Origin of the sequence: Mesorhizobium sp. B2-7-1, from assembly GCF_006440735.1 — a bacterium.
Classification (GTDB): Bacteria; Pseudomonadota; Alphaproteobacteria; order Rhizobiales; family Rhizobiaceae; genus Mesorhizobium.
In genome coordinates this window covers 17,733-31,127 of sequence record NZ_VFUA01000081.1, presented here as the reverse complement: position 1 = coordinate 31,127, position 13,395 = coordinate 17,733, and the positions used below count along the sequence as shown (strand labels likewise).

At 64.2% G+C, this 13,395-nt stretch carries 14 protein-coding genes; 10 read left to right on the top strand and 4 right to left on the bottom strand.

The annotated features are described in order from the left end of the window. Positions 1-102: 102 nt before the first annotated feature. A complete protein-coding gene (gene cobF / locus FJ471_RS24800; protein WP_140807358.1) occupies positions 103-867 on the bottom strand; it encodes a precorrin-6A synthase (deacetylating) in 765 nt (254 codons plus the stop codon). Between the two features lie 141 nt (positions 868-1,008). Between cobF and FJ471_RS24795 the strand changes: the two genes are divergently transcribed. From FJ471_RS24795 to FJ471_RS24770, 6 genes are all read left to right on the top strand, one after another. After that, positions 1,009-2,022 (top strand): DUF4424 domain-containing protein, encoded by a 1,014-nt coding sequence (locus tag FJ471_RS24795; RefSeq protein WP_140807357.1) that lies wholly within the window; start codon positions 1,009-1,011, stop codon positions 2,020-2,022. After that, positions 2,022-2,540, top strand: coding sequence for a dihydrofolate reductase (locus FJ471_RS24790; protein WP_140807356.1), 519 nt, complete (start codon positions 2,022-2,024; stop codon positions 2,538-2,540). Before FJ471_RS24795 ends, FJ471_RS24790 begins: the two co-directional genes overlap by 1 nt. 247 nt (positions 2,541-2,787) lie before the next feature. Beyond that, positions 2,788-3,897: an FtsH protease activity modulator HflK gene (gene hflK / locus FJ471_RS24785; RefSeq protein WP_140807355.1), complete on the top strand. Its 1,110-nt coding sequence runs from the start codon at positions 2,788-2,790 to the stop codon at positions 3,895-3,897. Beyond that, positions 3,897-4,838: a protease modulator HflC gene (locus FJ471_RS24780; protein WP_140807354.1), complete on the top strand. Its 942-nt coding sequence runs from the start codon at positions 3,897-3,899 to the stop codon at positions 4,836-4,838. The genes hflK and FJ471_RS24780 overlap by 1 nt, the downstream gene beginning before the upstream one ends. Before the next feature lie 6 nt (positions 4,839-4,844). Then, a complete protein-coding gene (locus FJ471_RS24775; RefSeq protein WP_140807353.1) occupies positions 4,845-5,030 on the top strand; it encodes a DUF2065 domain-containing protein in 186 nt (61 codons plus the stop codon). Between the two features lie 208 nt (positions 5,031-5,238). Beyond that, positions 5,239-6,756: a DegQ family serine endoprotease gene (locus FJ471_RS24770; protein ID WP_140807352.1), complete on the top strand. Its 1,518-nt coding sequence runs from the start codon at positions 5,239-5,241 to the stop codon at positions 6,754-6,756. 45 nt (positions 6,757-6,801) lie between these two features. Here the strand turns inward: FJ471_RS24770 and FJ471_RS24765 are convergent, their stop codons facing one another. Further along, a complete protein-coding gene (locus FJ471_RS24765; protein WP_140807351.1) occupies positions 6,802-7,374 on the bottom strand; it encodes a GNAT family N-acetyltransferase in 573 nt (190 codons plus the stop codon). 144 nt (positions 7,375-7,518) lie between these two features. Continuing rightward, positions 7,519-8,406, bottom strand: a complete 888-nt coding sequence (gene serB, locus FJ471_RS24760) for a phosphoserine phosphatase SerB (RefSeq protein ID WP_140807350.1) — start codon at positions 8,404-8,406, stop codon at positions 7,519-7,521. On the opposite strand from serB, the gene miaA reads away from it, so the two are divergent. Together miaA and FJ471_RS24750 are read left to right on the top strand one after the other, a co-directional pair. Further along, positions 8,396-9,340, top strand: a complete 945-nt coding sequence (miaA, locus tag FJ471_RS24755) for a tRNA (adenosine(37)-N6)-dimethylallyltransferase MiaA (protein ID WP_140807360.1) — start codon at positions 8,396-8,398, stop codon at positions 9,338-9,340. The genes serB and miaA overlap by 11 nt on opposite strands. A 126-nt stretch (positions 9,341-9,466) precedes the next feature. After that, the gene (locus FJ471_RS24750; protein ID WP_140807349.1) at positions 9,467-10,258 is read left to right on the top strand and encodes a GGDEF domain-containing protein; all 792 of its coding nucleotides are present in this window, start codon (positions 9,467-9,469) and stop codon (positions 10,256-10,258) included. Between the two features lie 266 nt (positions 10,259-10,524). Here the strand turns inward: FJ471_RS24750 and FJ471_RS24745 are convergent, their stop codons facing one another. Continuing rightward, positions 10,525-12,360, bottom strand: coding sequence for an ATP-binding protein (locus FJ471_RS24745; protein WP_140807348.1), 1,836 nt, complete (start codon positions 12,358-12,360; stop codon positions 10,525-10,527). Positions 12,361-12,512: 152 nt separating this feature from the next. On the opposite strand from FJ471_RS24745, the gene FJ471_RS24740 reads away from it, so the two are divergent. Beyond that, the gene (locus FJ471_RS24740; protein ID WP_140807347.1) at positions 12,513-13,079 is read left to right on the top strand and encodes an XRE family transcriptional regulator; all 567 of its coding nucleotides are present in this window, start codon (positions 12,513-12,515) and stop codon (positions 13,077-13,079) included. Between the two features lie 5 nt (positions 13,080-13,084). Next, a complete protein-coding gene (locus FJ471_RS24735; protein WP_140807346.1) occupies positions 13,085-13,393 on the top strand; it encodes a hypothetical protein in 309 nt (102 codons plus the stop codon). Positions 13,394-13,395 lie beyond the last annotated feature (2 nt).

Below are 13,395 nucleotides of genomic sequence, written 5' to 3'. Positions count from 1 at the left end.
CTGCTGCGCAGCAGCCCCGTGCGGCCTAACGCTAACGCTGTCACCTATTCCCTGTCTCACAACAGGGGTGCAGTCCACTCTCTATTGCCTAATCCCTACTGCCTAATCCTCTGGCTTCCTCAGCAGATACGTATCCATGATCCAGCCCTTCTTTCGCCGGGCTTCTTCACGCACCGTCTGGATCTCGGCGCCGACATCGCCCAGCCGGCCGGCGATAATGATCTCGTCCGGCGTGCCGAGATAGGCGCCCCACTGGATGAGGACGTTCTGGTCGGCCAGCGTGTTGAAGGCGCATTTGCCGTCGAGCATGACTATGGTCGAGCCGGCATTGGCTGGCAGTCCTTCTTCGGTCAACCGCCGCCCGGTGGTGACCAGGATCGAATCGCCGATGCGGTTGAGTGCTGTCGCGTGGGCGGCGGCCAGCGCCTGGATCGCGGTGATGCCGGGGATGACTTCGAGCTCGAAGCCGACATTGCCCCTGAGGCGCACGCGCTCGAGGATGCGCAGCGCGCTGTCATAGAGCGACGGGTCGCCCCAGATCAGGAACGCGCCGCAGCCGTCTTCGGCAAGCTCCTCGCGGATCAAGGTCTCGTAGATTTCGGCGATCGCCTCGTGCCAGTCGTCGACGGTCGTCCGGTAAGACGATGTCGGCTCGGCCCGAACCGGCACATCGAACTCGACCGGGCGCGATTTCGGATTGGTGACGAAGCGGTCGCAGATCTGCCGGCGCAAATCGGCGAGATCGTTCTTCGTCGCTCCCTTGTCGGGAATGAACAGCACGTCGGCTCGGTTCAGGCCGTCGATGGCCTGGACCGTCATGTGGTCGGGATTGCCGGCGCCGATGCCGATGACGAGAAGCTTGCGCATGGCGATCTCCTGCCCGATCGGCGGCGCGGTGTCCAGAAGTACCGGTACAGGGTGACGAAGGGCTTTGAAACGCCGTCTTGAAACGGCTAGATGGAAGCGCGCATCCGGCTGGTCCCGGCATCGCTGCAGAGAGGAGGGTCCATGTTACGCACCGTAGTGGCCGCAGCGCTGGCAATCATGGCCGCTCCGGCCCTCGCCAATGATTCCGTCGCCGAGCTCGGCACCGGCGGGCTGATCCTGTCGCGCAGCGATGCGGTCGCCATGCAGAGCGAGGATCTTTTCATCTCGCCGGAGAAGGTGACGGTCGATTATGTCTTCCGCAACAACACCGACAAGGATGTCAGCTCCATCGTCGCGTTCCCGATGCCCGACATCGAGGGCGATCCCAACGAGATGCCGGCGATCCCGGAAGCGCAGAGCGACAATTTCCTCGGCTTCGAGGTGACCATCGACGGCGTCGACGCGAAGCCCCAGCTCGAGCAAAGGGCGTTTGCGCTGGGCATCGACATCACCACGGACCTCAAGGCGCAGAACGTGCCGCTCTATCCGTTCGGCGATGCCGCCAAGGCGGCGCTGGCGAAGCTGCCAAAGGATGTCGCCAAGGATTGGGAAGACCGCGGCATCATCATCGAGGATACCGCCGATGACGGCTCGGGCATGCAAACCGCCTATGCGCCGTTCTGGCAATTGCGCTCGACCTATTGGTGGCGCTCGACCTTCCCTGCCAACAAGGAGGTCCATGTTTCGCACCGCTATAAGCCGAGCGTCGGCGGCACCTCCTCGGTCAGTTTCTTCTCCGACGGCCAGTTCCAGGGCCAGTATGCGGCCTACAAGACCCGCTATTGCATGGACGGCGCGTTCGAGAACGCGGTCCGCAAGGCCGCGAAGGAAAACCCCGACGGCTATCCGAAATATTACGAGAGCCGGATCGCCTACATCCTGACCACGGGGGGTAATTGGGCCTCCGGCACTATCGGCAACTTCAAGCTGACGATCGACAAGGGCAGCCCCAAGAATCTCGTCTCCTTCTGCGGCGACAATGTCAAAAAGGTCGGGCCGACGACGTTCGAGATCACCGCCAAGGATTTCTATCCCGAGCACGACATCGACATCCTGCTGCTGGAGCCGTCGGACAATGGCGGGAACGGCGGCTGATGGACATCGCGATCTATGTCGCCATCGCCGAAAACGGCGTGATCGGCCGGGAGGGCGGCCTGCCGTGGCGGCTTTCCACCGATCTCAAGCGCTTCAAGGCCGACACGATGGGCAAGCCGATCATCATGGGCCGCAAAACCTATGAAGGCATCGGCCGGCCGCTGCCCGGCCGTCTCAACATCGTGGTGACGCGCGACGAGACCTGGCGCGCCGAGGGTATAGAAGTGGCCCACTCGCTGGATGACGCGGTCGCGCTGGCCAAGGTGCGCGGCCGCTGCATGGCGGGAGCGGAGGAGATCTGCGTGGTCGGTGGCGGCGAGATCTACGCGCAGGCTTTGCCGCTTGCCGACCGGCTGCACGTGACGCATGTGCTGGCCAGCGTCGATGGCGACGCGCATTTCCCGCCGATCGATCCAGATGTCTGGCAAGTTGTCCGCGCCGAGGACTTTCCTGCCGGCGAGAAGGACAGCCACGCCACGCGCTATACAGTGTACGAACGCCGTCGCGACGCTCATTGACGACGACAAAGGGTCGCTACCTCTCCAAATCGCATCGTGGCGGCGGCACATCGCGTTGAAAGCGGATCGACGCGTCCCTATAGAAGAACGATGTTACAGCAGCGCGCGTCCAACCGGACGCGCAAGAGGTCGCTGTAAAACTTTGATTTTGGCGCATGTTTCCTTTCCGAAAACCGATATGGGTTTTTGGGATCATGCGCTAGGATTGCGCCGTAAGGCCTGAGGGAACCGAAGCGAAAGGACATTCATGCCCTGGAACGACAAGAGCGGTGGCGGCGGCCCCTGGGGCGGCGGCGGCAATCAGGGGGCCTGGGGGCAGGGACCGAAAGGGCCAAGCGGCCCGCAAGGTTCGCCTCCCGATCTCGAGGACATCATCCGCCGCGGCCAGGACAGGCTGCGGCGCGCGCTTCCGGGAGGTGGCGGCGCCAGCCCGGCCGTGCTCGGACTGATCGCGCTGGCGCTCATCGCGCTGTGGGCCTTCAAGGCGATCTATACCGTGCAGCCTGACGAAGTCGCGGTCGAACTGCGCTTCGGCAAGCCGAAGGCCGAGCTTTCGCAGCCGGGCCTGCATTTCCACTGGTGGCCGATCGAAACGGTCGAGACCGCCAAGATCTCCGAGCAACTCGTCAGCGTCGGTGGCGGCGCGAGCAGCGGCTCCGGGCTGATGCTCTCCGGCGACCAGAACATCGTCAACGTGCAGTTCTCCGTCGCCTACCAGGTCTCCGATCCCAAGGCCTATCTGTTCGACGTTTCCGATCCCGACGGCATGCTGGCCCAGGTCGCCGAAAGCGCCATGCGCGAAGTCGTCGGCCGGCGCCCGGCCCAGGACATCTTCCGCGACGATCGCCAGGGTATCGCAACGGCGGTGCGCGAGATCATCCAGGGCACGCTCGACGGTTACAAGACCGGCCTCCAGGTCAACGCGATCTCGATCGAGGACGCGGCGCCGCCGCGCGAAGTGGCCGATGCCTTCGACGAGGTGCAGCGCGCCGAGCAGGACGAGGACAAGTTCGTCGAGCAGGCCAACCAGTACTCCAACCAGAAGCTCGGCCAGGCACGCGGCCAGGCGGCGCAGGTCCGCGAGGACGCCGCCGCCTACAAGAACCGTGTCGTGCAGGAGGCGGAGGGCGAGGCGCAGCGCTTCATCTCGGTCTACAACGAATACGCCAAGGCGCCCGACGTCACGCGCAAGCGCCTCTATCTCGAAACCATGGAGAAGATCCTGAAGGACTCGAACAAGGTCGTCGTCGAGCAGGGCAACGGTCAGGGCGTGCTGCCCTACCTGCCGCTGCCGGCATTGCAGCCGAAGGCGCCACCGGCGCCGGCGCTGGGCGTGACGACGGGAGGTAACCAGTGATGGCCAACCGTCTTCCCATCATCGCCGTCATCGCGGCCGTCCTTCTGTTCCTGCTCTACTCCTCGATCTTCGTGGTCAATGCCGGTCAGCAGGCGATCGTGCTCAGGTTCGGCGAGATCATTGACGTCAAGAGCGAGCCCGGGGTCTACTTCAAGGCGCCGTTCGCCTTCTTCGATGCGGACAGCGTGCAGATGGTCGAAAAGCGCGTGATGCGCTTCGACCTCGACAATATCCGCGTGCAGGTGTCGGGCGGCAAGTTCTACGAGGTCGACGCCTTCATCGCCTACCGCATTTCGGACCCGCGCACCTTCCGCGCGGCGGTGTCCGGACAGGTGGAACTGGCCGAAGCCCGGCTGAGGACGCGTCTCGACGCGGCGCTGCGCCGTGTCTACGGCCTGCGCGACTTCGAGGCTGCGCTCTCCGAGGAGCGCGGCGTCATGATGCGCGAGGTGCGCGACCAGCTTCGCCCCGATGCGACCTCGCTCGGCCTCGACATCGAGGATGTGCGCATCCGCCGGACCGATCTGACGGCGGAGGTCTCGCAGCAGACTTACGACCGCATGAAGGCCGAGCGCCTGGCGGAAGCCGAGCGGCTGAGAGCCCGCGGCAACGAGGCTGCGCAGCGCATCAGGGCGCGAGCCGACCGCGAGGTCGTCGAGATCGTCGCCGAGGCGCAGAAGGAATCGGAAATCCTGCGCGGTGAGGGCGATGCGCAGCGCAGCGCCACCTTCGCGGACGCCTATAAGCGCGATCCGGCCTTCTTCGATTTCTATCGCTCGATGAATGCCTATGGCACGGCGCTGGACAACACCGGAACGACGATGGTGCTCTCGCCCGAGTCCGAGTTCTTCCGCTACTTCCGCGATCCGGACAGCAAGCCCGGGCCGGCACCTGCCGCGCCTGCGACGGCTCCGGCGCCTGCGACCGGCACCGCCCAGTAGCGGGCGGTGCAGGACTTTCTGGCGGCGATCGGCCTGGTCCTGGTGATCGAAGGGCTGGTCTATGGAGGGTTTCCGGCTTTGGCCCGGAAACTCGCCACCGAGGTGCTGTCGGTGCCGGAAAATGTGCTGCGGATCGGCGGGCTGGTGGCGATCGCCATCGGTGTCGGCATCATCTGGCTGGTCCGCGGCTAGTTGTTTGTCTTACGCAATTCCGGACGGAAAATCGCTTGGCACTTTTCCTGGAATTGCTCGAATGAAAATTCCTTGGTGCCGAAGCGATTGACGATTTATCTTCTGCCGATAGCTATGGCCGCAAACGTGCCTTATTTCTTGCCAACATGAACCGGACAGGCGCCTTTGCGGATGCGCTTTTCCTTTTCAGAAACACCGGGAGGCCACGATGATATCCGACACCCTGTTGCGCGCGGCACGGCGCATGGTCTTCGCCGGCGCCACGGCATTCGCGGTTGGCATTGTTGCCGTTCCGTCTTTCGTCACGCCGACGATCGCCTCCGATGGACCGCCTTCGGTGGCCGATCTCGCCGAGCGGCTGCTCGGCGCAGTGGTCAACATCTCGACCTCGCAGACGGTGAAAGGCACGGAAGGACCGAGCGCGGTGCCGATGCCGCAATTGCCCGAGGGATCGCCGTTCCAGGATTTCTTCGACGATTTCTTCAAGAACCGTGGCGGTGACAAGGGGGGAGCCGCGCAGAAAGTGCAGTCGCTCGGCTCCGGCTTCGTCATCGACGCCGAGCAGGGCATCGTGGTGACCAACAACCACGTCATCGCCGATGCCGACGATATCGAGGTCAACTTCTCCGACGGCATCACGCTGAAGGCGACGCTGGTCGGCACCGACACCAAGACCGATGTCGCGGTGCTGAAGGTCGATCCGAAAGGCCACAAGCTGACCGCGGTGAAATTCGGCGATTCCACCAAGATGCGCGTCGGCGACTGGGTGATGGCGATCGGCAATCCGTTCGGCCTGGGCGGCACGGTCACGGTCGGCATCGTCTCGGCGCGCAACCGCGACATCAATTCAGGACCCTATGACGACTTCATCCAGACCGACGCCGCCATCAACCGCGGCAATTCCGGCGGTCCGCTGTTCGACGCCGAAGGCGAGGTCATCGGCATCAACACGGCGATCATCTCGCCGTCGGGTGGCTCGATCGGCATCGGCTTCTCGATTCCTTCGCAGCTTGCCGCGGGCGTCGTCGACCAGCTTCGCCAGTATGGCGAGACGCGGCGCGGCTGGCTTGGCGTGCGCATCCAGCCGGTGACGGACGACATAGCCGAAAGCCTCGGCATGGCGACCGCCAAGGGCGCGTTGGTGGCCGGCGTCATTAAGGGCGGGCCGGTCGACAACGGCTCGGTCCAGGCCGGTGACGTCATCATCAAGTTCGACGGCAAGGATATCCATGAAATGCGCGACCTGCCGCGCGTCGTCGCCGAAAGCCCGGTCGGCAAGGCGGTCGACGTGGTCATCGTGCGCAAGGGCGTCGAGCAGACCGTCAAGGTGACGCTCGGCCGGCTCGAGGACGGCGAGAAGCTGGCCAGCGGCGAGAACGGCAACACCGACCAGGACAAGGGCGACAAGGCGGCTCCTCCGGTATCGACGGCCTCGGTGCTCGGCATGACGGTCGGCGAACTCAACGACCAGACGCGGCAGAAGTTCGGCATAGCGGCCGACGTGTCGGGCGTGGTCATCACCGATGTCGCCAAGGATTCGGCGGCGGCCGAGCGCGGCATCCAGCCCGGCGAGGTGATCACCGAGATCGCGCAGGAATCGGTCGGCACGCCGAAGGATGTGATGGACCGGATCGGCGCGCTGAAGGAACAGGGCCGCAAGAACGCGCTGTTGATGCTGGCCTCGAAGACCGGTGAGCTGCGCTTCGTCACGATCCGGATGGATTGAGTCCGCAAACGCGCCCAACCAACTGGACTTCAATGAAAAGGGCGGCTAGCGGGCCGCCCTTTTTCGTGCCTGCCAGTCCTCGCGCGACAGCCTGTACATTGCATGCCGCTTGAGGTGCGGGTGGCTGTCGGGGACAGCAGGATGATCGAAATCGGCGTCCGCATCGGCTCGCATGCCGAGCCGCTTCATGACGGCGATCGAGCGATGATTGCCGGCGACCGCGAACGATACGATTTCGTCGACGCCAAGCGTTTCGAAGCCGAAGGCAAGCCAGGCTTCCGACGCCTCGGTGACATAGCCCTTGCCCCAGAATTCCGGCGCCAGCCGCCAGCCGATCTCGATCGTGCCGGGCGCCAGCACATCGATGTCTTCCGTCCCGGACAATCCGACGAAGCCGATGCATTCGCCAGTTGCGGCAAGCTCGGCCGCGGCGAAGCCGTAGCCATCCTCATCGATCCAGGCGCGCACCTCGTCCATCTTGGCGTCGGCCGCGGCACGGTCGCGGCGAAACGGGAAGAATTCCATCACGCGCTCGTCGGAGTTGATGCGATGGAAAAGCGCGCGGTCGCGCTCTTCCCAGTTGCGCAGGATCAGGCGCTCGGTGCGGATCGGCGTCATGGGAGACCTCTTGATAATTCTACTCCGGCGGGACATCTGACGCGGCTTTCTGCGCTTCCGGTGCTCACGGACTCAAATGTCCGCTCCGCTCCGGTTCTCGACAGCCACGCCACATGTCTCGCCGGAGCGAATTCTGAAGAGGTCTCATTCGGCGAACTCGTCCCGGCGGTAGCCCTGGAGATAGAGCAGCGCGGTCAGGTCGCCATGGTCGATGCGGATCCGCGCCTGTTCCGCCACCGCCGGCTTGGCGTGAAGCGCGACGCCGGTGCCGGCAAGACGGATCATGTCGAGATCGTTGGCGCCGTCGCCGACCGCGATGGCATCCTCGGTCGTCAGCCCGAGCCTCCCCGCGATGTCGAGCAGCGCTTCGGCCTTGGCGGCGCGGCCGAGGATCGGCTCGGCCACCATGCCGGTGAATTCGCCGCCGTCCTCGATCAGCCGGTTGGCCCGGTTTTCCTGGAACCCGAGCATATCGGCGATGCGGCTGGTGAAGACGTCGAAGCCGCCGGAGACCAGCGCCGTCCAGGCACCGTTGGCGCGCATCGTTTGCACCAAGGCGCGGCCGCCCGCGGCGAGCGTCAGCCGGTTGGCGATGATGCGGTCGACAACGGCGGTGTCGAGGCCTTTGAGCAAGGCGACGCGTTCGCGCAAAGCGGGTTCGAAGGCGATCTCGCCATTCATCGAGCGCGCGGTGATCGCCGCCACATGGTCCTTGACGCCGATCTCGTCGGCAAGCTCGTCGATGCATTCCTGGTCGATCATCGTCGAATCCATGTCCGCAAGCAGGATCTTCTTGCGCCTGGCTTCAGCGAGCTGGACGATCACGTCGACCGGCTCGGACGCCAATGCGGCGCGCAGATTGGCGGTCATTTCGCCGATATCGGGCGTCTGCGGCAAAACGAGATCGCAGGCGATGTCCTCGGCCAGCCAATGAACGGCGCTTGCGCCGGCGGCCCGCAAGGCCATATTCGCAAGCGAGGCCGGCACGGCGCGGGCTTCTGGACGGGACACTAAAGTGGCGATCAGCGGCATCGAGAATTCCGGCAAGCAGGCGGGCGAAGGCCGCGTCAAGAACGCAATCCTGATAGCCGGGCCGACCGCCAGCGGCAAGTCGGCGCTGGCGCTCGATCTCGCCGGGCGCGATGGCGGCGTCATCGTCAACACCGATTCCATGCAGGGCTATTCGGTGCTCGATGTCCTGACGGCGCGGCCGAGCGCCGCCGAAATGGCACGCGTTCCGCATTTCCTTTACGGCCACGTGCATCCCTCCACGGCCTATTCCACCGGCGCCTGGCTGCGCGATGTCACGAAGCTCATAGAAGACGGCGTCCTGTCGGGCCGTCCGGTCGTTTTCGTCGGCGGCACCGGGCTCTACTTCCGCGCCCTGGCCGAAGGCATCTCGGACATGCCGGACATTCCACCGACCGTCCGTGAGCGCTGGCGCTACGAGCTCAAGGAACAAGGGGCCGAAAGACTGCATCGCCTGCTGATGCACGAGGACTCGGCTATGGCGATGCAGCTCAGGCCGACCGACGGCCAGCGCATCGTGCGGGCACTCGAGGTGCTCGATGCTTCGGGGCGCTCGATCCTGGAATGGCAGTCGGAGCGCGGCCGACCGCTGATCGATCGCGACAGCGCGCGCTTCCTGGTCATCGAGCCGGACCGGGAGCAACTGGTGCGGCGCATCGAGGCGCGTTTCGACCAGATGCTCGACAAGGGCGCGCTCGACGAAGTGCGTCAGCTCATCGCGCTCGGCCTCGACCCGGATCTGCCGGCGATGAAAGCGATCGGCGTGCGCGAGCTCCAGGCGGCAATGGCCGGACAGTCGGATTTTCCCGAAGCCATCGAACGCGCCAAGATCGCGACGCGGCAGTATGCCAAGCGCCAGTCGACCTGGTTCAGGCACCAGCTGGGAGCGGAGTGGCGCAGGCTGCGGCCGGGCGACGAATCGATGCTCCGGGACTGATGAAAAGCTTTTTCAATCAGCACCTTAAAATCCCCGGCTCTAATTCTCGCCAAGGTTGTCCGGGTTAACGGTCCGTAAGGTCAGCCATGCCATAACCTCAGGGGGCTACAGTGCCGCGGGGAGTAGATGCGTTTCCATAAGGCGGAATCCGCATTTTTCGTGTTTATTTTTGTGATCCTGGCCGCGGGCCTGGTGACCTTCCATGCCTATGGCCAATTGCAGGACATCGCCGCCGACCTCGATACGGCTTCGCGCGTCGACAAAATCATCTATCTCAACAAATTGCTGTTCGTCACCGGCGCGCTGCTGGCGACCGCGCTGTTCTTCGGCACCTTCTTCATCTACCCGCTGATCCGTGGCCAGGTGCGGGAAGAGGGCAAGCTCAGGGCCATGACGGTTTCGCTCAGCGCCCGTTCGCAGACGCTCGAGCAGGCGGCGCTCACCGACAGTCTCACCGGAATGCAGAACCGCCGCTATTTCGACGATGCGCTGCGCGAATATCTGCACGAGTTTCGCCGCATCGACAGGCCGGTCGGGCTGATGATCCTCGATCTCGATCATTTCAAACAGGTCAACGACACACATGGGCACGATGTCGGCGACGAGGTGCTGAGGGCCGTTGCCACCTGCCTGAGAGGCATGACGCGCTATCATGATGTGGTGGCGCGGCTGGGCGGCGAGGAGTTTGCCGTCGTCACCCCCAACATGGATGTCGAACTGCTCGCCAGGTTCGCCGAACGCATCCGCAAGGCGATCGCCAACATGTCGATCATGTCGGGCAATGTGCGGCTGAAGGTCACCACCAGCGTCGGCCTTGCCGTCTGGGATCACAAGGAGAGCGCGGAGGATTTCTACCGCCGCGCCGATCGCCAGCTCTATGAGGCGAAGAAGCAGGGCCGCAATCGCGTCTGCGCCTGAAATCCCACCACTAAATTCGTCAGGCTGGCCGTCTGAAGCCGTCTTCTGCCCTTCTACAGCGCCGCGCGCCCGTTCGGACGCGCAAAGGACGCTGTAGCACTTTTGACTTTGCGCATGAGCCTTTCCGAAAATCGCTCTCGATTTTCGGGGTCATGCGCGTGCTCACGGACTTTATGTCCGCTTCGCTTCGGTTCTCGAAGGCGACTTCACCCGACTCAGCCTGACGAATTTCCTGGCGGGATTTACCTGCTTGCGAGGATGGCCGATCAATCGTTGAACTGGCGCATGCCGAAGGTCGAGGGCTTCAGGCCGTAGCGCGTGTCGAAGTCGTCGTCGGGCTGGACGCGGGCGGCGGCGGTGGCCGGCTTCTTATAGTCCGGGTCGCCGGCTTGGCGCGAAGAGTCCACGGCCTCGGCGTACGCCATGGATTGCTGCGGCTTCGGAACGTTGCGCAGCCGCTCGACGATCATGGCCAGGTCGACGTCGCTGCCGTCCACGGAGGGTTCGATCTGCTCGCCCTTGGCGGTTCCGGGGATGAATTGCTGTGGCAGCTTCTCGAACTTCAGCCGCATGGTTGTCGCGACGCCTTCGCCGAAAGCGATGGCCTCGCGCTGGCCCATGGAGGACAGGAAGGCCAGCGTCGAGGCAGAGGAGTCGGCGATCGCCGAGCGGATGATCGCCTGGTCCTGCTCGTTGGCAAGCCGCATGGCGAAGAAGGTCGAGCATTGCGACAGGATGGTCGGGTCGAGCTCGCCCGGGCGCTGGGTGACGACGCCGAGATAGCAGCCATATTTGCGGCCCTCCTTGGCGATGCGCGACAAAGCATGGCGGGTCGGCGCGAAGCCGAGACGCGGATCTGCCGGCATGTAGCGGTGGGCTTCTTCGCAAAGCAGGAGCAGCCTCAGCCGGCCCTCGCTCCACAGGGCCAGGTCGAAGGCCAGGCGCGCCAGCACCGAGCAGACCGAGTTGACGACTTCCGAAGGCATGCCCGCCATCTCGAAGCAAGTGACCGGGCGGCCATGGCTGGGGACGCGGAAGATATTGCCGATCGTTTCGTGGATCGTGTCCTCGATCAGGCGTGAATTGAACATGAAGCGATAGCGCGGATCGGCGGCGGCCGATTCGATGCGCATCTTCAGCGATTTCAGGGTCGGGCGGTCGTTCTTGCTTTCAAGCAGGCCCATGCGCTCGTCGATCTGCTTGATGAGATCGGCGATGCGGTAAGGCACCGGCGTGTCCGCCGTCAGCGCATCGCTGCCGCGCCGGACATAGGTGCCGGAATTCGGGTTGCGGTAGAGGTTCTTGGCGGCCGGGATCAGGTCGCGCAGGACATCCACTTCCTCGGGCACCGTCTCGCGGCCGCGAAACAGCACTTCGGCGAACTCCTCCAGCCTGAACATCCAGAACGGCAGGTCGAGCGTCTTGGAATCGACCTTGACGCAATATTCCGGCAGCGAGGCGGCGAACTCGTTGTGCGGGTCGAGGATGAGCACACGCAAGTCCGGACGCGCCTCGATCGTCTTGCGCAAGAGCAGTGAGACCGCCGTCGATTTGCCGACGCCGGTGGTGCCGACGATGGCGAAATGGCGCGCCAGCGTGTCGTCGATGGCGATGTTGGCATCGATCGATTCATCCTGCGATAGCGTACCGATGGTCACCGAATGGCGCCCGGCAAGGTCATAGACCGCCTGCAGGTCGCGGCTGCGGATGCTGTGGGCAATGGCGCCGATATGCGGATAGGTGGTGATGCCGCGGTCGAACACCGGCTTGGAGCCGGGCTCGGCGCCGTCGCGCACTTCGCCGACCAGTTCGACGCTGACCTCGATCAGGTTCTGCCCTTCGTGGTTCCAGGCGAGGTCCGACTTGCCGATGGCATAGACAAGGCCGACCGTTCTTGTCGAGCCGAGATTGATGGAGATCATCTTGCCGACTGTCCAAAGGCCGGTGACGGCGCCTTCGGCGTCTTCCGCATAGGCGCAAATGGTGGCGCGCGCGCCGTCGCATTGCACGACATTGCCCAGAATGCGCTTGTCGTTCTGCTGGATGTTGCGGCGTTCCTGCGAGGTCGGTTCCCCAACGGAGGCTTCGCGTTCAACAAACATATTGCCCTGGTCCCATTCCCCTGGAGCGTCGACCCTATCCAATCGGGGTTAAAGTCAGGTGAGGTCGGATGGTGTAGGCAGCGTTAAGCCAGCCGCGGCAATTCGATCGAAAACCCTCTTCTCAGCATGCAGGATTCCGATATATTGGACGAATGAACGATATATCGAATGACATCAGCGCCACGATCGGCAGGCGGATACGCTCCGAGAGGACGGTGAGGGCCTGGTCGCTTGCCGAATTGGCCGAACGTTCGGACGTCTCGAAGGCGATGCTGAGCGCGATCGAACGCGGCACGACCAGCCCGACCGCGGCGCTCTTGGTGCGCATCGCGGCGGCCTTCGGCATGACGCTGTCGACGCTGATCGCACGAGCCGAGATGCAAGGCGGCGGCGTTTCGCGCAAGGACGAGCAGCCGGTCTGGCAGGATCCGGCAACCGGCTACATCCGGCGGCATCTGTCGCCGTCATCGCAGATGCCGCTGGAGCTGATCAGGGTCAGCCTGCCGCCGGGCGCCAAGGTCAGCCTCCCGGCCGCATCCTACGCCTTCATCAAGCAGCAGATATGGCTGATCGACGGGAGGCTGGATTTCACCGAGGGCGATGTGGTGCACCGGCTCGAGCCCGGCGACTGCCTGGCGCTGGGCGCACCCTCGGATTGCGTCTTTCATGCTCCCGGGCCGGACGCGGCGGAGTATCTCGTGGCGCTGGTCAGGGACTGATTGCGATGCCGCGCCGGCCAAAACGCTCGCACAATGGCGGGCCGCCGCTCGACGACTATGACGGCCCGCCCTGGGGCAAGGGCGACGCCTATATCTTCTTCGCCTGGCGCGCCGCCCACGACAAGGCCTGGAAGGCGCCAAGCCAGGCCATCATGCTGATGCGGCTGGAGAGGGCCGAGCGGCTCGGGCTGACCTATGAGGAATACACGCTCGAGATCCTGGAGCGCGGGCGCCATCTCAGCGAGGACGATGCCGACCGTATCGCCGAAATCAGGCGGGCGCGACGACGCAAGCGGACCAGCCATTTCGAATGATC

Excerpts from the sequence above, each read along its gene's own strand:
- FJ471_RS24790 (WP_140807356.1), top strand. The coding sequence starts at position 2,022 with ATGGACATCGCGATCTATGTCGCCATCGCCGAAAACGGCGTGATCGGC.
- FJ471_RS24740 (WP_140807347.1), top strand. The coding sequence starts at position 12,513 with ATGAACGATATATCGAATGACATCAGCGCCACGATCGGCAGGCGGATA.
- FJ471_RS24795 (WP_140807357.1), top strand. The coding sequence starts at position 1,009 with ATGTTACGCACCGTAGTGGCCGCAGCGCTGGCAATCATGGCCGCTCCG.
- FJ471_RS24750 (WP_140807349.1), top strand. The coding sequence starts at position 9,467 with ATGCGTTTCCATAAGGCGGAATCCGCATTTTTCGTGTTTATTTTTGTG.
- FJ471_RS24780 (WP_140807354.1), top strand. The coding sequence starts at position 3,897 with ATGGCCAACCGTCTTCCCATCATCGCCGTCATCGCGGCCGTCCTTCTG.
- cobF (WP_140807358.1), bottom strand. The coding sequence starts at position 867 with ATGCGCAAGCTTCTCGTCATCGGCATCGGCGCCGGCAATCCCGACCAC.
- FJ471_RS24765 (WP_140807351.1), bottom strand. The coding sequence starts at position 7,374 with ATGACGCCGATCCGCACCGAGCGCCTGATCCTGCGCAACTGGGAAGAG.
- FJ471_RS24745 (WP_140807348.1), bottom strand. The coding sequence starts at position 12,360 with ATGTTTGTTGAACGCGAAGCCTCCGTTGGGGAACCGACCTCGCAGGAA.
- serB (WP_140807350.1), bottom strand. The coding sequence starts at position 8,406 with ATGCCGCTGATCGCCACTTTAGTGTCCCGTCCAGAAGCCCGCGCCGTG.
- FJ471_RS24735 (WP_140807346.1), top strand. The coding sequence starts at position 13,085 with ATGCCGCGCCGGCCAAAACGCTCGCACAATGGCGGGCCGCCGCTCGAC.
- hflK (WP_140807355.1), top strand. The coding sequence starts at position 2,788 with ATGCCCTGGAACGACAAGAGCGGTGGCGGCGGCCCCTGGGGCGGCGGC.
- FJ471_RS24770 (WP_140807352.1), top strand. The coding sequence starts at position 5,239 with ATGATATCCGACACCCTGTTGCGCGCGGCACGGCGCATGGTCTTCGCC.